Here is a 16,870-nt window from a genome sequence, read left to right as displayed (position 1 = left end):
GGCCGCTTGACTTGACGCCTCAGCCGTTCGACCGAAGGCCGATGACCGTTCCCGCCCCTCATGACGACGCCCGCGAGCCGCTGCGGCCCCTGCTCGCCCGCATCTGGCGCGAGTATCTGTCGCGGCACAAGCCGGCCTTCTTCACCTCCATGCTGCTGGCGGGCGTGTCGGGCGGCCTGACGGCCCTGCTGCTGAAGTTCCTGGAACCGGCCATCGACCTGCTGTTCGGCCAACATCAGGGGCCCGTGACGATCTGGAAGACCGTCACCATCCCGGCGGACAAGGTGCTGATCGCCATCCCCCTGTTCATCATCGTCGTGGCGGTGATCCGCTCGCTGAGCATGGCGGGCCAGGCGGCGCTGGTGAACCGGCTGGGCCACGGCATCGTCGGCGACATCCAGAAGCAGCTGTTCTCGGGCATGATCCGGGCGGACCTGTCGCGCCTGCGCAGCCAGCATTCGGGGACGTTCGTCTCCTCCGTCCTGTTCGACGCCAACCTGGTGCGCGAGGCCTTCACCTCGGGCGTGGTCAACTACACCCAGAACGCCTTGATGCTGCTGGGCGTCATCGTCGCCATGGGCTTCATCGACCTGCCGCTGACGCTGATCGTGCTGCTGGGCGTGCCGGTCGTCAGTTGGATCATCCGCCGCTTCGGCAAGAAGTCGCGCAAGGCCGCGCGCGGCGCCATGGTCGAGACCGAGGCCCTGTCCAGCGCCCTGATGGAGAATCTGGACGGCGTCCGCGTCATCAAGATCGAGAACCGCGAGGCGGCCGAAGAGGCCCGCGTCTCCAGCGTCATCAATCGCCGCCAGCGTCACGTCATCAAGGGCGCCGACAGCCGCGCCTTCTCCGGCCCGGCCAGCGACATCGTCGCCTACGGCGTCGTCGCCGCCGTCATGGCCTATGCCGGATGGAGCGCCAGCCAAGGCCAGATGACGGTCGGCGCCTTCGCCTCCTTCATCGGCATGTTGCTGCTGGCCGGTCAGGCCCTGCGGCAAGTAACGAACCTGACGACGGTGCTGAGCGAGGGCTTCACCGCCGCGCGCCGCCTGTTCGCCGCCCTCGATATCGAACCGGAGATCCGCGAGGCCAGCGACGCCGCCGAGGTCGCGCCCGGCCCCGTCACCGTCGCCCTGGAGCAGGTCTCCTTCGCCTATCGCGCCGACGAGGACGGGTCCGCCCCGACCCTGTCGGACGTAAGCCTGCATGTCGCGCCGGGCGAGACCGTCGCCTTGGTCGGCCCGTCCGGCGGGGGCAAGTCGACCATCCTCAGCCTGCTGCCGCGCTTCTACGACGTGACGGCGGGGCGGGTGACGCTGAACGGCCGCGACATCCGTGAGCTGAGTCTGTCGTCCCTGCGCGACCATATCGCCCTGGTGACGCAGGAGCCCTTCCTGTTCGACGACACCATCGCCGCCAACATCGCCTATGGCCGCCCCGGCGCGACCGCCGAGGACATCGTGGCCGCCGCCCGCGCCGCCGCCGCGCACGACTTCGTCGCCGCCCTGCCCGACGGCTACGCCACCCGCGTGGGCGAGGCGGGCGCCCGCCTGTCCGGCGGCCAGCGCCAGCGCCTCGCCATCGCCCGCGCCTTCCTCAAGGACGCGCCCATCCTGCTGCTGGACGAGGCCACCAGCGCGCTGGACACCGAGAGCGAGGCCCTGGTTCAGGCCGCGCTGGAGCGGCTGATGGACGGCCGCGCCACCCTGATGATCGCCCACCGCCTGTCGACGGTGAAGAACGCCGACCGCATCTACGTCATCGACGGCGGCCGCGTCGTCGAGGAAGGAACTCACGACGCCCTGGTGGCGCGAGGCGGCCTCTACGCTCGCCTGGCCCGCCAACAGTCGCTGGACAGCGATCCGATCGCCCTGCCCCCGCTGGCTGAACTACCCGACGAGACCGGCGCATGAGACCCCTCCGCAATCCGGCCATCCAGAACGCCGCCGCCTGGCTTTTGTCCGAGTGGATGCGGTTCTGTTACGCCACCACCCGCTGGACGCATGAGAACGAACAGGCGGCCGAAGAGGTCTGGGACGACGGCGGCGGCGTCCTGTGCGCTTTCTGGCACTCGCGCCTCGCCCTGGCGCCGGTCTGCTGGCCGATGACGCGGGCACAGCCGGTCAAGGGTCTGGTCTCCCTCAGCCCTGACGGTGAATTTTTCACCAAGGCCGTCGGCCGCCTGGGCATTCCCGCCGTGCGCGGCTCCTCGGCCAACAAGGACAAGGCCAAACAGTCCAAGGGCGGCGCACAGGCCCTGCGCGACGGCCTGAAGCAGCTGAAGGTCGGCGGTCTGGCCATCACGCCGGACGGCCCGCGCGGCCCGGCGCGCCAGATGGCCGAGGGCCTGCCGCTGATGGCCAAGATGTCCGGCGCGCCGGTTCTGTTCATCGGCCTGTCGTGCAAACCCGCGATCCGGTTGAACAGCTGGGACAGGGCGATCCTGCCCCTGCCGTTCGGGAAAGGCGCCATTGTCTGGGACAAGGCCTGGTATCCTGAAGGCGCCGACCTGGCCGAGGTCGCCGCCGACTGGACCGCGCGCCTGACCGCCGTCGAGGCGCGGGCCGACGCCCTCACCGGGCTGGAGCGCGTCTGACCGTGGCCTTCAGCCCCGCCCTGATCGCCTATCAGTTGCTGACGCGCCTGCTGGAGCCGCTGGCCCCGCGCCTGCTGGACGCCCGCGTCAACAAGGGCAAGGAAGACCCCGCCCGCGTCGACGAACGGCTGGGCCTACCCGGCATGGCGCGCCCCGAAGGGCCTCTGGTCTGGATCCACGGCGTCAGCGTCGGTGAGGCCCTGTCCATCCTTCCGCTGGCCGAGCGCATCCGCAAGGACCGCCCCGACGTGACGGTGCTGGTCACTACCGGCACCCTGACCTCGGCCCAGGTGCTGGCGACGCGCCTGCCGCGCGGCGTGATCCATCAATTCGCCCCTGTGGACGCCCCCTCGGCGGTCGCGGCCTTCCTCGACCACTGGCGGCCCAATGTCGGCGTCTTTGTCGAGAGCGAGCTGTGGCCCAACCTCCTGACCACCGCCCGCAAACGCGGCGTGCCGCTGGCTCTGGTCAGCGCCCGCATCACCGACAAGACGGCGCAAGGGTGGAAGAAGGCCCCCGGCATGGCCCGCGCCCTGATGAACGGGTTCCAGCACGTCTGGCCTCAGGATCAGGACAGCGCCGACCGGCTGAGCGCGCTGGGCGCCCGCGTCGACGGCCAGGTGAACCTGAAGCTGTCCGGCGAGCCCCTGCCCTATGACAAGGGCGAGTTCGCCCGCCTGTCGGCCCTGATCGACGACCGCCCCGTCGTCGTCGCCGCCAGCACCCATGAACATGAGGAAATGGCCATCGTCGGCGCGCTGGATCATCTGGCCGACCGCCTGTTCCTGATCGTCGTGCCGCGCCACCCCGAACGCGCCGACGCCATCGCCGAAGCCCTGACCCACGACGGCTACGGCTTCGCGTGCCGCAGTCAGGGCCAGCCGATCTGCGACCAGACCGACATCTACCTGGCCGACACCCTGGGCGAGCTGGGCCTGTTCCTGCGGCTGGCCGATGTGGTGGTCATGGGCGGCTCCTTCGCCCCGGCGCTGGGCGGCGGCTCGGTCGGCGGCCACAACCCGCTGGAGCCTGCGCGCCTGGCCAAGCCCATCGTCACCGGCCCCGACGCCAGCAACTGGCAGGCCGTGACCCGGATGCTGAAACAGGCGGGCGGCCTCGTCTCCGTCCTGTCGCCCGCCGAACTGCCCTCGGTCGTCGGCCCCATGCTGGCCGATCCCGAGGCCGCCCGCGACATGGGCGAACGCGCCCGCCGCTCCGCAGAGGCCGCCGCCGCCGGGCTGGACCGCCTGTGGCTGGCGCTTCAGACCCACCTGCCCGCCGCCCCTTCACGCAGGCGCCCATGAAACTGAACACCCCCCGCTGGTGGTATAGCCGCGACCGCCGCCACGCCCCGATGACGCGGATGATGCTGAAGCCCGCCTCATGGCTGTGGGCGGGCGTCACGGCGCGCAAGATCGCCCGCGCCACGCCGGTCGATCCGGGCGCGGCGGTCATCTCCATCGGCAATCTGACCGTCGGCGGCTCGGGCAAGACGCCCGTGGCGCGTGAGGCGCTGCGCCTGCTGCGGGATCGGGGGATCGAGGCCGCCGCCCTGTCGCGCGGCTATGGCGGTAGGCTGGAAGGCCCGGTCCGTGTCGATTCCGCCGCCCACACGGCCGCCGACGTCGGCGACGAGCCGCTGATGCTGGCGCTGGGTTCGCCCGCCTGGATCGCTCGCGACCGCGTCGCCGGTGCCCGCGCGGCGGCCGAAACCGGCGTCGCCGTCTTGGTGCTGGATGACGCCCATCAGAACCCGTCGCTGAAGAAGACGATCAGCCTGATCGTCGTGGATGGCGAGACGCGGGGCGGCGAATGGCCGTTCGGCGACGGCTCCGTCTTTCCATCCGGCCCGATGCGCGAGCCGTTGAAGGCGGGCCTGGCGCGCGCCGACGGGGTGATCATTCTGCTGCCGACCGATCTGGACGAGGTCGATCCGGAATTGCTCGAGACATTCGCCAGCCTGCCCGTTTTCCTGGCCCGATTGGAGCCTGAAGGCCCGCCGCCGCCGGGACCGCAGGTCGGCTTCGCGGGCATCGCCAAGCCGTGGAAGGTGGAGCGGTCGCTGATCGCCGCCGGGTGCGACCTGAAGGACTTCGTCCCCTTTCCCGACCACGCCGAACTGTCGGATCGCGACTTCGCCTTCCTGACCGACCGCGCCGCCCTTTACGACGCAGGACTGGTGACGACGGAAAAGGACTGGGTGCGCCTCACCCCGGAAAGAAGGGCCAGGGTATCGCCCTGGCCCGTGGTCGCGCGTTTCGAGGATGAGGCGGCTTTCGCCGCCTTCCTGCTGGATCAACTGAAACCTCAGTCCTGACGGAAGACCTGGCCGCTCTTCATAACGAAGCGGACGCGCTCAAGCTCAGTCACATCGGTCAAAGGATCGCCCGTGACCGCGATCAGGTCGGCGGGCATGCCCGGCGCGATGCGGCCCGCCTCTCCCGAGATCTTCAGGTGCTCGGCCGCGCCGACGGTGGCCGACTGAATGGCCTCCAGCGGCGTCAGGCCCGCCCGGACCAGCAGGGCGAATTCCTGGGCGTTGTCGCCATGGGCCGAGACGCCGGAATCGGTGCCGAAGGCGATCCGGACCCCGCCGCGATGCGCGCGCGCGGCCATGTCCAGCATCTTGGGTCCGGCTTCCAACGCCTTGGCCGTCTGGGCCGGGGTGAAGAAGTTGTCAGGGCTCGACGCGACCCGCGCCACGAAATCTCCCGCCAGCAGTGTCGGCACCAGCCAGGCTCCGTTCGTCTTGAACAGACGCATGGATTCGTCGTCCAGATAGGTGCCGTGCTCAATGGAATCGCCGCCAGCCTGCAGGAAGGCGTTGATGCCGTCGACGCCGTGGGCGTGCGCGGTGACCTGACGGCCCATGCGGTGCGCGACCTCGACGATGGAGGCCAGTTCATCCTGGGTGAACTGCTGGTTCAGACCGGCGGCGGTGTTCGACAGCACCCCGCCCGTGGCCGTGATCTTGATGATGTCGGCGCCCGCGCGAACCTGGGTCCGCACCGCGCGGCGGCAATCTTCGGCCCCCGAGCAGACGCTCTCGTTCGACAGGACGTGCAGGATGTCTTCGCGATAACCGTTGGCGTCGCCGTGGCCGCCGTGGACCGAGACGGACGAACCAGCGGCGATGATGCGCGGGCCGACCACGTCGCCGCGCCGCACCGCGTCGCGCAAGGCGAAGATCGACTCATTGGCGCCGCCCAGGTCCGCCACCGTGGTGAAGCCTGCATTCAGGGTGCGACGGGCGTGACGCGCCCCGACCATCGCCTGGTCGGCGTTCGACATGGTCAGCCGGTCCAGACGGCTGTTCGGGCTCTGCTCGCTGCCCAGATGGACGTGGCTGTCGATCAGGCCGGGCAGCACGAAGGCCGAGCGCAGATCGACGACGTTCCCCTCGCCGACGAAGCCGTCGCGGATTTCGACAACCTGGTTCCCTCTGATCACGAGAGTTTTATCGCGCAGCACGCGACCGTTGGCCGGATCGGCCAAAAGCCGCCCCACTTGGACGAACTTCGTCGCCTGTTCAGCCGAAACCGGCGCTGCCGCCGGGGCTTGGCGCGCCTCGGCGCCGGTGGCGGCCAAAACAGCTGCGGTCACAATCAGGGCAAGCTTTTTCATGTATCCCTCCCGTTACTGAAGCGCGCAACATAACCATTCCAATCTTCACGCCAAGGCCAAGGTTGCGTTCTAACGACGGTTCATGAAACAAGCCGATACAGTTGTTTAACCGTGCGAGGGGCGTCGCATGCGGCTTTCCAGACGTGGCTTGATTTTGGGCGGTTCGGCCCTGTTGGCGGGGTGCTCCTCCGCCGCCTCCACCTCCCACCTTCAGCTCGCCGGAGCCGTCGCTCCAACGCTGCCGATCGTACCTGAGCGCGCGCGCACAGCCCATGTGCAGATGGCGGACGCCGGGACGACGATCGACCCCCACGGGATTGTGCGCCCCGACCTGATCGAGCGCGCCCGCGCCGCTATGGACGTGCACGGCCACAAGATCTCGAAGCGCGACCGGATGTATCTGGTCGATTTCCAGAAGTTCTCGGGCGAGGACCGCCTCTATGAGGTCGATCTGGAAGGCGGCTGGGTCACGGCCTACCGCACCAGCCACGGCCGCGGATCGGACCCGGCGCATTCAGGCTATGCGCAGCAGTTCTCGAACCGCCCGGACAGCCATATGTCCTCGATCGGCGCCTACGCCACGGCGGGCGCCAGCTGGGGCAGCCAGCAGGGGCCGAACGTCCTGCTGGACGGGCTGGAGTATTCCAACAACCTGGCGCGCGAGCGGGCCATCATCATCCACGGCGCCGACTACGCCGACCCGGCCTTCCTGGCGCGGCAGGGCAAGCTGGGCCGGTCCTACGGCTGCTTCTCGGTGTCCCACGCCGACCTGATCCCCTTGCGCGAACGCATGGGCGAAGGTCGGCTGTTGTTCGCCATGACCTGAAGCGGAGAAGGGCCGCCTAGCGCGGCTCCAGCGCCCGCCAGCCGATGTCGGTGCGGTGGAAACCGCCCGGCCAGTCGATCTTGGCGATGGCCTCATAGGCGCGCTCGCGCGCCTGGGCCACGTCGTCGCCATAGGCGCAGACGTTCAGCACCCGGCCGCCCGCCGCCGCCAGGGCGCCGTCGTCGCGCAGCTTGGTCCCCGCGTGGAAGACCTGGACGTGCGGGCCGAAGTCCTGATCCGCGCCGCGAATGACCGAGCCTTCCAGCGGGCTGTCGGGATAGCCCTTGGCCGCCAGCACCACGCAGATGACCACCCCGGGCTTGAAGACCGGCGCCGGGGCCTGGGTCAGGTCGCCGCGCGCGCAGGCCAGCAGCAGCGGCACGACATCGCCGTCCAGCCGCATCATCAGCACCTGACATTCGGGGTCGCCGAAGCGGGCGTTGAACTCGACCACCTTGGGGCCTTCGGTCGTCGCCATCAGGCCGACGTAGAGGACGCCGCGATAGGGAACGCCTTCCTCGGCCATCTTCTGGATGGTCGGAACGACGACGCGCTCGTTGGCCGCCTCGGTGAAGTCCGTCGTGAAAACGGGCGCGGGCGAATAGGCGCCCATACCGCCGGTGTTGGGGCCCATGTCGCCGTCGAAGGCGCGCTTGTGGTCCTGCGCGCCGCCGAACAACACCGACCGCGTCCCATCCGACAGGACGAAGAGGGAGCCCTCCTCCCCGTCCATGAACTCTTCGATCACCACGCGCGATCCAGCCGCGCCGAACCGGCCGCCCAGCATCCGCTCGATCTCGGCTTCGGCGTCGGCGCGATCGGGGCTGATGGCCACGCCCTTGCCCGCCGCCAGACCGTCGGCCTTGATGACATAAGGAGCCGAATACCGATCCAGCGCCGCCTTGGCCGAGGCGACGTCCTCATAGACGCCGTAGCCCGCCGTCGGAATGCCGTGGCGCTGCAGGAAGGCCTTGGAGAAGGCCTTGGACGTCTCCAGCTGCGCCGCCGCCTGCGTCGGACCGAAACAGGGGATGCCCGCCGCGTGCAGCCGATCGGCCAGACCCTCGGCCAGGGCCGATTCGGGGCCGACGACGACCAGATCAGCCTTCATCTCGCGCGCCAGAGCCGCCAGCCCTTCAGCGTCCGTCACCTTCAGATCGGGCCGCATCTCGCCGAGCGCGGCCATGCCGGGATTGCCGGGCGCGACGACAAGCCGCGTGACCAGCGGCGACTGGGCGATCTTCCAGGCCAGGGCGTGTTCGCGCCCTCCCGATCCGACGAGCAGAATGTTCATCCCGGCGGAATGGCCGCGCGCGCCGTCCCGGTCAAGCGCCGGAAAGGGTTAGCGGCCCCTTGGGTCACGCAAATCAGGGAACCCAGGCGGGCAAGGCCTTCAACTGCGCCAGCGTCATGGTCGACACCAGGTCGTAGTCGTCGCCTTCCTTGCGGGTGGTCAGACCATCCAGCGGAATGCGAACCCAGCGCGGCCCGCCCTCGCCTGCCGGCTCGATGATCAGGCCGGTGACAGCGCCCGAGGCGTCCACATCGACCCGCTGGACATCGCCCAGATCGACGCCCGCCGGCGTGATGATGTCGGCGCCCTCCAACTGAGCCACGGTCAGGCCCAGCGCCATGACCACGGCCCCAGCGGCGGGCGCGCCAGCCATGGTCGGCGCCGAGGCAGCGTCGGGCGAGGCCTCGGGCGTCTTATCGGGCTTGGCCGGCGGCTGTGAACAGGCCGCCAGCAGAGCCGCGGCCGAGGCGGCCGCGAACAAGGTCTTCATCATCGAACCCTCCTGTCTCTAGATCAGGGCCGAGACCACATAGACGCCGGCGCCGGCCAGAAGAATCAGCCCCAAAACCAGCCACGGGCTGAGCGTCGGATTGTTACTGCGACGCGCCAGTTCGCGCTCGCGCGCCTGGTCGGGCGGCAGGTCGTCGGCCGTCGGCTCTTCCGGAAATGGGTCTGGAGACTGCACCATGATCGGCGAACGCGCGCGGGGACGCGGCCGTTCCGCCACGCTTGCCGACCATGTCTTTGCGGGCGCGGCGGCGGCGGCTAGGGTGGAGCCATGACCTCCGACGACGACTACGCCTTCGAGGGCGCGGCCCCGCAGCCCGCCCGCGACAACAATCCGCCGCTGTCGATCTCGGAGCTGAGCTTCGCGCTGAAGCGCACCCTGGAGGAACGCTTCGGCCATGTGCGGCTGCGCGGCGAGATCTCCAAGGTGAACCGCCACGCCTCGGGCCACGTCTATCTGACGCTGAAGGACGACAAATCGGCCATCGACGGCGTGATCTGGAAAGGCGTGGTGCGCGGTCTGGGCGTCCAGCCCGAGACGGGTCTGGAGGTCATCGTCACCGGCAAGATCACCTCCTATCCGGCGCGGTCCTCCTATCAGATCGTGATCGAAAGCATGGAGGCGGCGGGCGCGGGCGCCCTGCTGGCCCAGCTGGAGCGGCTGAAGGTCAAACTGCGCGACGAGGGCCTGTTCGACCCGGCGAAAAAGAAGGCCCTGCCGACCTTCCCCGCGACCATCGGCGTCATCACCAGCCCGACCGGCGCGGTCATCCGCGATATCCTGCACCGCATCGCCGAGCGCTGGCCCAGCCGCGTCATCGTCTGGCCGGTGGTGGTTCAGGGCGACGCCGCCAGCGGTCAGGTCGCCAACGCCATCCGCGGCTTCGACCAGATGACACCGGACGGGCCGATCCCCCGCCCCGACCTGTTGATCGTCGCGCGCGGCGGCGGCTCGGTCGAGGATCTGTGGTGCTTCAACGACGAGGCTTTGGCGCGCACGGTCGCGGCCGCCCGCATCCCCATCATCTCGGCCGTGGGGCACGAGACCGACACCACGCTGATCGACTTCGTGTCCGACCGCCGCGCGCCGACCCCGACCGGCGCGGCCGAGATCGCGACGCCGGTTCTGGCCGACCTGCGCTGGGCGCTCAGCGATCTGGAGGGACGGCTGTCGCGCGCCGGGGCGCGGATGCTGGAGGACCGCCGCACCCGCCTGCGCGCCGCTGCGCGCGGCCTGCCCGCCCGGCCCGAAGACCTGCTGGCCCTGCCGCAGCAACGGCTGGACCACGCCGCCAGCCGTCTGGGCTCCGGCCTGCACCGCAACGTCGCCGTGCATGAACGCCAGCTGGCCGTTGCGGCCGGTCGGCTGACGCCCGGCCTGCTGCGCGCCCGCGTCGAGCGCGGTCAGGACCGCCTGCGCGGCGCCGCCGACCGTCTGGGCTCTGCGCTTCAGGCGGGCGTCGCCCGCAACGAGCGCCGCCTGCTTCAGACGGCGGGACGCCTCAGCCCCGCGCCCCTACATCGCCGCCTCGATCAACGGCAAGCGCGGCTGGAAGCCCTGAGCCTGCGTCTGGACGGCGTCATGCCGCGTCGGCTCGAGCGCGCCGAGGACCGCCTCGCCGCCCTATCCCGCGCCCTAACCACGCTGAACCCCAAGACGCCCAAGCCCGGCTTCGCCCGCATCGAGGACGCCGACGGCGCGATGATCGCCTCGGCCGCCGCGCTGTCGCCGGGGCAGGCGGTGCAGATCGTCTTCGGCGACGGCGCCAAGGGCGCCACCATCGACGGCGAGGGCGCGACGCCGCGCCCGACGCCTAAACCCGCCCCGCGCCCCAAGGCCCCGCCTGCAAGCCAGGGCGACCTGTTCTGAGCCCTGAAAATTCCGCTCATCCCGGCGGACGCCGGGATCCAGCCCTTTGGCTTCAACCTCTGCGCCTGAAAGCTCGGCGGCAGACTTCAGAAGACCGAGCGCGTCGCTCTTACTGGATCCCGGCGTCCGCCGGGATGAGCGGGTTAGAGGGGCAGCGCCCTAACGGCTGGCGGTCTCGGCCAGCACCGCCTTCACCGCCTCAATGTCCAGCGCCTCGATCATCACCGGCTTGCCGTCGATCACCGAGGTCGTCGTCTGCGCCTTCAGCAGGGAGTTGAGGATGGCCTCCTCCGTGGCCTCGGCGACCGCGACGAACAAGGGCGACATGCGGTCGTTCGGCCAGTCCGCGACCGTCGTCTGCCCCGCCCGACGCTCAGGCGTCCGGCGCACGTCTTCCGCCGTCGAAAACGCGATCGCATAGTCCCCCGACCCGTTAGAGAAGGCCGCCCCCGTCCGCGCCAGACCGGCGAAGGCCCGGTTCGCCAGACGCTCCAGATTGCGGTCCGACAGCGGCGCGTCCGTCGCCACCACGATCATGATGGAGCCGTCGGCGCGCTCATTCTCCACCTCTTCGCGCAGGTAGTAGCGGCCCAGCCGCACCCCGACCGGCGCCCCGTCGATGCTCAACACGCCGCCATAGTTCGACTGGACCAGCACCCCCACGGTGAAGCCGCCCAAGCTATCCGGCAGGCGACGCGAGCTGGTGCCGATCCCGCCCTTGAAGCCAAACGCAATGGTCCCCGTCCCGGCGCCGACCGCGCCCTGCTCGACCGGCCCCGGCGTCGCCGTCTCGATGGCCCGCACCACGTCGGCGGCCGTGACGACGCGCGCGCGGATGTCGTTCAGCCCGCCGTCGTTCGTCTCGCCCACCACGGCGTTGACCGAGCGGACGTCCTCATGCCCCGGCTGTTTCAGCGTCCAGTCCAGAACGCCGTCGATCCCCCGCGCCACGGACAGGGTGTTGGTCAGGACGATGGGCGTCTCGATCTCGCCCAGCTCCATGATTTGGGTCGCCCCCGCCAGCTTGCCGAAGCCGTTGGCCACCGACAGTCCGGCCGGAACCTTGTCGCGGAACAGGGAGCCGCCGTGCGGCACGATGGCGGTGACGCCGGTGCGGACGCTGTCGCCCGAACGCAGCGCCACCTGCCCCACCTTCACCCCGGCCACGTCGGTGATGGCGTTCAGCGGCCCCGGCGAGAGGATGCCCGGCGCCCGGCCCAGGTCGCGGATCGTCGGGCGCTCGGCCGCACCGTCCTGAGCGATCGCGCCGGGCGCGGCGGCCAGGACAGCGGCGGAAACGGCGGCGGCCAGGATGTCAGCGGGCGAGCGGGACATGGAACATCCGAAATTGTGAACGACAGGCGGTCAGATGACGGCGATTCGGCTCTCGTCCCGCACAAGCTTCACGCTATGATGGCGGCATGAGCACCCAGCCCCCTTCTTCCGTCTCCAGCGAGGCCTGCCTTCACTACGGCGACGGCGAGTTCGCGGTCCTGTCCGCCGGGGCCTATGTGCGGTGCGCCGTCAGCGGCGCGGTCATTCCCCTGACCGCCCTGCGCTACTGGTCGGTCGAGAAGCAGGAGGCCTACGCCGGACCGCACGAGTATCTGGCCGCCGCCGGGCGCTGAGCCCTTTCTGAATGTCATGGCCGGATCGCCTCCGGCGCCCCTGTTCGTCGGTGTCCCGCAGATGTCCGCCCTGAGTTCGATCCACGTCCTGCTGGTCGACGACAATCCCAATATGCGCGCCATCGTCGCCGCCATGCTGAAGTCCGTCGGCGTGGGCCGCCTGACCGAGGCGGAGGACGGAGCGGCGGCGCTGGAGCTGTTGCGTCAGGAGGCGGTCGATATCGCCATCGTCGACTTCCGCATGAAGCCTATGGACGGCGCCGCCTTCACCCGCGCGGTCCGCAACGAGGGCGACAGCGCCAACCCCTATCTGCCGGTCATCATGATGACGGGCCATTCCGAGAAGAGCCGCGTCACCGAGGCGCGCGACGCGGGGGTCACCGAATTCGTCGCCAAGCCGGTGAAGGCCCAGACCCTGCTGACGCGGATCGAGGCGGTGATCCTGCGCCCCCGCCCCTTCGTGCGCTCGCCCAGCTATTTCGGACCGGATCGCCGCCGCACAGGGACGACAGGCTTCACCGGCCCCTTCCGCCGGGCCGACGACGGCGTGCTGGATTAGGCGTCCGACGCCCGCAGCGCCTCATAGACCTGGGGCGGCCAGCGCTTGTGGACCCAGAACCAGTCGACCGGATGTTCGCGCACCCGGTCCTCGACGAAGCGGTTGGCCGCCTGCACGCCCGCCTGCACGTCGGCGGCCTTGTCGCCCGTATCCGGCACGGCGATCGGCTCATGCGCGGTGACGCGGAAGCGCACGCCGGGCAGGCGCACCACCGACAGGGGCTGCATCACCGTGCCGAACTTCAGCGCCATGCGCGCCGCGCCGGGCGAGGCGTTGACCGGCTGGCCGAAGAACTCGACCTCCGGTCCCTGACTGTATTTCTGATCGACCAGCAGGGCGATGGATTCGCCGCGCTTCATCCCCGCCATCAGTTCGCGCGTGCCGTCGCCCTTGGGCGCGAACAGCTTGATGCCGTAACGCTCGCGGCTCTGGCGGATCAGGGCGTCGACATAGGGGTTGTTGGCCGCGCGATAGGTCACCTGACACGGTACGCCCGCCGACATGATAACCGCTGCCATGACCTCGAAATTGGCCAGATGGCCCGAGATCAGAACCACCGGCTTGCCGCTGTCGCGCACCGCATGCAGCCGCTCCAGCCCGACGATGTCGATCCGCCCGCTTTCCGGCGTCAGCCGGTCCATCACGGCCAGTTCGGCGAAGGTGCGCCCCGTCTGCTCCCATTGTTCGACGGCCAGACTGTCGCGTTCGGCGGCGTCCATGTCGGGGAAGGCGATGCGCAGGTTTCGCGTCACCGTCTTGTGCGTGCCGGTCAGCGGCCCCAGCGTCCGCAGCAGCTTGCCGCCGAAGCCCGAGGCCCGCTCGACGCCCAGCAGACGCAGGAAGCCGAACAGCCCCTGGAACGCCGCCGCCTCCAACCGCCAGACTAATTCCTGGCCCAGTTTAGCGGCGCTGTCGCCCTTCGGGCTGCTTGGGCGCGGTTTGTTGTTCTCACCAGGCAATCGTCAATCCGCCGTCCACCACCAGGGTCTGGCCGGTCACATAGGCCGACGCAGGGCTGCACAGATAGACCGCCGTGCCCGCGATTTCATCCGGCTGGCCGATCCTTTTCAGCGGCGCCGGTTCGGTGACGGTCTTCAGCAGTTCCGGGTTCTCCCACAGATAGCGGGCGAAATCGGTCTGAACCAGGCCCGGCGCGATACAGTTCACCCGCACGTTCGACGGACCGAACTCCACCGCCAGATTGCGCGCCAGTTGCATGTCCGCCGCCTTGGAGATGTTGTAGGCGCCGATCAGGGCGTTGCCGCGCAGGCCCCCGATGGAGGAGATCAGCAGGATCGCCCCGTCCTTCCGCTCCAGCATCTCGGGCGCGACCATGCCGATCAGCCAGTGGTTGGAGATGACGTTGTTCTGAAGGATCTTTTCGAACTGCTCGTCGGCGATGCCGGCCATCGGCCCGGCGTAGGGATTGGTCGCCGCATTGCAGACCAGAATGTCGATCTGGCCGAAGGCGGTGCGCGTGTCGTCCACCAGCCGTTGCAGGTCTTCCTTGGAGGCGATGTTGGCGGGAATGGCGATGGCGCGGCCCTCGCCGTGCTTCTCATTGATGGCGACGGCGACCTCTTCGCACGGCCCGGCCTTGCGCGAGGAGATGACGACGCGCGCCCCGTGTTCGGCCAGACGCTCGGCGATGGCCTTGCCGATTCCCTTGGAAGAGCCGGTGATGATGGCGACCTTGCCGCTCAGATCGAACAATTCCATGCGTTAACCTCCTTTTACCGCCCGTTTATCCGCGCGGACCCTAGCCGTTAGCCTTCGTTAACGTGATACTTGATCGATTCTATAGGGAAAGGCGGTTCTGACCGGCCCCATGCGAAAGATCACCGGCGGCTTCCTCTTCTTCGGCTACCTGTTCCTCGCCCTGACCATCGGGGCGGCGATCTGGCGCGCCGGTCTGGGCGGCGGCGCGGGCGCGGCCGGGGTGCTGGGCGCGCTGGGGATCATGGCCGGCGTTCACGCCCTCGTCACGGGCATGGCCGACCGTCGCGCCCTGCGTCTGGAAATCGCCAAGGTGCGCGAGGCCCATCGCCTGCTGGCCGATGCGATGGAGTCGACCCAAGGCGCCCTGACCGAACTGGCGCAGGCCATCGAGACCGGCGCCCTGTCGCGCACCGACGCCCTGACCGGCGAGGTGCGGATGCTGGAAGGCCTGGTCCAGCAGATGAGCGAATCCATCGAGGAACGGCTGGCCGCCTCCACCCTGACCGCCGACACCTTCGAGGGTCGCCGTCAGGTCCAGTCGAACACCCTGCTGAAGACCGTCCACGACGCCCTCAGCGAGAACCGCGTCGACCTGTATCTGCAGCCCGTCGTGACCCTGCCCCAGCGGCGGACGGTCTATTATGAGAGCTTCACCCGCCTGCGCGACCCGTCCAACCGGGTGATGATGCCCGCCGAATACCTGTCGGTGGCCGAGGGCGAGGGTCTGCTGCCCGCCATCGACAATCTGCTGCTGTTCCGCTGCGCCCAGATCGTGCGCCGCCTGGCCGGACAGGACCGCAAGGTCGGCGTCTTCTGCAACATCTCACTGGCATCTCTGGGCGACGAGACCTTCTTCCCGCAGTTCCTCGACTTCCTGAGCCAGAACCGCGACCTGAAGGACGCCCTGATCTTCGAACTGGGTCAGGCGACGTTCGACGCGCGCGGCGCCGTCGAGGCGCGCAACATGGCCAAGCTGGCCGATCTGGGCTTCCGCTTCTCCATCGACAAGGTGCAGACGCTGGATCTGGACTTCGCCGATCTGCAGCGCTCGGACGTGCGCTTCATCAAGGTGGCGGCCGACCTGCTGATCGAACAACTGCTGGATCTGGACGGCGCCGCGCCCCTGCCCAGCCAGCCCGACATCCGCGCCGGGGACTTCGCCCCCCTGACCCGCCGCCACGGCCTGGAACTGATCGCCGAAAAGGTCGAGAGCGAGAAACAGGTCGTCGACATCCTCGAACTGGATATCGCCATGGGCCAGGGCCATCTGTTCGGCGAGCCGCGCGCCATCAAGGAAGCCGTCCTGGCCGAGACCGACCCGCCCGCCGACTTCGTCCGCTCGACGCTGAAATCGGCCGAGCAGAGGGTGCGCTTCTAAACCCACGGCCGAAAGCCGCCAGACAGCCGGATCGCTGCGCGCTCTTATGGCGGCATGACCGACGCCTCCCTCGACTGGCCCCGCATCGCCGCCACCCTGAACGCTCAGGGCTGGGCCCTGACCGGCCCCCTGCTGACGCCCGCGACCTGCGAGGTGCTGCAGACCCTCTATGACCAGCCCGAGCGGTTCCGCAGCCGTATCGTCATGCAGCGCCACAGCTTCGGTCAGGGCGAGTATCAGTATTTCGCCGAACCCCTGCCCGATCCCCTGCCGCGACTGCGGGCGCACCTCTACGAAGGTCTGGCGCCGATCGCCGACGACTGGGCGAGGCGGATGGGCCGACCGGGCTTTCCGGCGCGACTGGACGAACTGACCGCCCGCTGCCGCGCGGCGGGACAGACGCGGCCGACCTCGCTGATGCTGCGCTACGGTACGGGCGACTACAATCGGCTGCATCAGGATCTGTACGGCGAACTGGTCTTCCCGCTGCAGGCCGCCATCTTGCTGAGCGATCCGGCGGAATTCGAAGGCGGAGAATTCGTCCTGGTCGAGCAGAAACCCCGCTCGCAGTCCCAGGCCCATGTCGTGCCGTTGAAACAAGGACAGGCCGTCATCTTCGCCGTGCGCGAACGCCCCGTCGCCGGCACGCGCGGCGACTATCGCGTCCAGATGCGCCACGGCGTCAGCACGGTGCGCGCGGGCAAGCGGATGACGCTGGGCCTGATCTTCCACGACGCCGTCTGATCCCTTCTCCCCTTGTGGGAGAAGGTGGGCGCCGGAGGCGCTCGGATGAGGGGTGTCGGCGCAGCGTTTGACGTTCTGGCGGTCCGTGCGCCGCGACAGTCGTTTAGGCGCAGGCGCACACACCC

At 69.3% G+C, this 16,870-nt stretch carries 17 protein-coding genes; 10 read left to right on the top strand and 7 right to left on the bottom strand.

All coding sequences use genetic code 11. The features are described 5' to 3' along the window. Window positions 1-41: 41 nt before the first annotated feature. The 4 genes from ABC419_RS05825 to lpxK are packed head-to-tail and all read left to right on the top strand — an operon-like array spanning window position 42 to window position 4,913. A complete protein-coding gene (locus tag ABC419_RS05825; protein WP_412876038.1) occupies window positions 42-1,913 on the top strand; it encodes an ABC transporter ATP-binding protein in 1,872 nt (623 codons plus the stop codon). Beyond that, the gene (locus ABC419_RS05820; RefSeq protein WP_412876039.1) at window positions 1,910-2,596 is read left to right on the top strand and encodes a lysophospholipid acyltransferase family protein; all 687 of its coding nucleotides are present in this window, start codon (window positions 1,910-1,912) and stop codon (window positions 2,594-2,596) included. Before ABC419_RS05825 ends, ABC419_RS05820 begins: the two co-directional genes overlap by 4 nt. Window positions 2,597-2,598: 2 nt before the next feature. Then, window positions 2,599-3,900 carry a 3-deoxy-D-manno-octulosonic acid transferase gene (locus ABC419_RS05815; RefSeq protein ID WP_412876040.1) on the top strand — a complete coding sequence of 434 codons (1,302 nt, stop codon included), beginning with the start codon at window positions 2,599-2,601 and terminating at the stop codon, window positions 3,898-3,900. After that, on the top strand, window positions 3,897-4,913 hold the full coding sequence (lpxK, locus tag ABC419_RS05810) for a tetraacyldisaccharide 4'-kinase (protein ID WP_412876041.1): 1,017 nt from the start codon (window positions 3,897-3,899) through the stop codon (window positions 4,911-4,913). The genes ABC419_RS05815 and lpxK overlap by 4 nt, the downstream gene beginning before the upstream one ends. Here lpxK and ABC419_RS05805 read toward each other — a convergent pair. After that, on the bottom strand, window positions 4,904-6,220 hold the full coding sequence (locus tag ABC419_RS05805; protein WP_412876042.1) for a metal-dependent hydrolase family protein: 1,317 nt from the start codon (window positions 6,218-6,220) through the stop codon (window positions 4,904-4,906). The genes lpxK and ABC419_RS05805 overlap by 10 nt on opposite strands. Before the next feature lie 127 nt (window positions 6,221-6,347). Here ABC419_RS05805 and ABC419_RS05800 point away from each other — a divergent pair, with 127 nt between their 5' ends. Beyond that, complete coding sequence (locus ABC419_RS05800) at window positions 6,348-7,046, top strand: murein L,D-transpeptidase catalytic domain-containing protein (RefSeq protein ID WP_412876043.1); 699 nt, start codon at window positions 6,348-6,350, stop codon at window positions 7,044-7,046. Between the two features lie 16 nt (window positions 7,047-7,062). Here the strand turns inward: ABC419_RS05800 and purD are convergent, their stop codons facing one another. The 3 genes from purD to ABC419_RS05785 all read right to left on the bottom strand — a co-directional run bounded on the left by purD (window position 7,063) and on the right by ABC419_RS05785 (window position 9,067). After that, entirely contained in the window at window positions 7,063-8,340 is a 1,278-nt protein-coding gene (gene purD, locus ABC419_RS05795) for a phosphoribosylamine--glycine ligase (RefSeq protein ID WP_412876044.1), read from the bottom strand. A 73-nt stretch (window positions 8,341-8,413) separates the two neighbouring features. Further along, window positions 8,414-8,833, bottom strand: coding sequence for a PRC-barrel domain-containing protein (locus ABC419_RS05790; protein ID WP_412876045.1), 420 nt, complete (start codon window positions 8,831-8,833; stop codon window positions 8,414-8,416). A gap of 15 nt (window positions 8,834-8,848) precedes the next feature. Further along, entirely contained in the window at window positions 8,849-9,067 is a 219-nt protein-coding gene (locus ABC419_RS05785) for a hypothetical protein (RefSeq protein ID WP_412876046.1), read from the bottom strand. 51 nt (window positions 9,068-9,118) lie between these two features. Here ABC419_RS05785 and xseA point away from each other — a divergent pair, with 51 nt between their 5' ends. Continuing rightward, window positions 9,119-10,717 (top strand): exodeoxyribonuclease VII large subunit, encoded by a 1,599-nt coding sequence (gene xseA / locus ABC419_RS05780; RefSeq protein WP_412876047.1) that lies wholly within the window; start codon window positions 9,119-9,121, stop codon window positions 10,715-10,717. A 159-nt stretch (window positions 10,718-10,876) separates the two neighbouring features. Here the strand turns inward: xseA and ABC419_RS05775 are convergent, their stop codons facing one another. Continuing rightward, the gene (locus ABC419_RS05775; RefSeq protein ID WP_412876048.1) at window positions 10,877-12,052 is read right to left on the bottom strand and encodes a DmpA family aminopeptidase; all 1,176 of its coding nucleotides are present in this window, start codon (window positions 12,050-12,052) and stop codon (window positions 10,877-10,879) included. Between the two features lie 86 nt (window positions 12,053-12,138). On the opposite strand from ABC419_RS05775, the gene ABC419_RS05770 reads away from it, so the two are divergent. Continuing rightward, window positions 12,139-12,345, top strand: a complete 207-nt coding sequence (locus tag ABC419_RS05770; protein ID WP_412876049.1) for a DUF2093 domain-containing protein — start codon at window positions 12,139-12,141, stop codon at window positions 12,343-12,345. Window positions 12,346-12,406: 61 nt separating this feature from the next. Further along, window positions 12,407-12,904 (top strand): response regulator, encoded by a 498-nt coding sequence (locus ABC419_RS05765; protein WP_412876050.1) that lies wholly within the window; start codon window positions 12,407-12,409, stop codon window positions 12,902-12,904. On the opposite strand, the gene ABC419_RS05760 is transcribed toward ABC419_RS05765, so the two are convergent. Beyond that, window positions 12,901-13,803 carry a lysophospholipid acyltransferase family protein gene (locus ABC419_RS05760; RefSeq protein ID WP_412877965.1) on the bottom strand — a complete coding sequence of 301 codons (903 nt, stop codon included), beginning with the start codon at window positions 13,801-13,803 and terminating at the stop codon, window positions 12,901-12,903. The two genes, ABC419_RS05765 and ABC419_RS05760, sit on opposite strands and share 4 nt — an antisense overlap. A 49-nt stretch (window positions 13,804-13,852) precedes the next feature. Beyond that, window positions 13,853-14,623 carry an SDR family NAD(P)-dependent oxidoreductase gene (locus ABC419_RS05755; protein ID WP_412876051.1) on the bottom strand — a complete coding sequence of 257 codons (771 nt, stop codon included), beginning with the start codon at window positions 14,621-14,623 and terminating at the stop codon, window positions 13,853-13,855. Between the two features lie 109 nt (window positions 14,624-14,732). On the opposite strand from ABC419_RS05755, the gene tipF reads away from it, so the two are divergent. Together tipF and ABC419_RS05745 are read left to right on the top strand one after the other, a co-directional pair. Then, entirely contained in the window at window positions 14,733-16,001 is a 1,269-nt protein-coding gene (tipF, locus tag ABC419_RS05750; protein WP_412876052.1) for a flagella assembly cyclic-di-GMP phosphodiesterase TipF, read from the top strand. A 54-nt stretch (window positions 16,002-16,055) separates the two neighbouring features. Next, window positions 16,056-16,745 (top strand): 2OG-Fe(II) oxygenase, encoded by a 690-nt coding sequence (locus ABC419_RS05745; protein ID WP_412876053.1) that lies wholly within the window; start codon window positions 16,056-16,058, stop codon window positions 16,743-16,745. Window positions 16,746-16,870: the final 125 nt, after the last annotated feature.

The sequence above is a fragment of the Brevundimonas phoenicis genome (genome assembly GCF_047237745.1).
GTDB lineage: Bacteria > Pseudomonadota > Alphaproteobacteria > Caulobacterales > Caulobacteraceae > Brevundimonas.
This window is presented reverse-complemented; position numbering and strand designations above follow the sequence as displayed.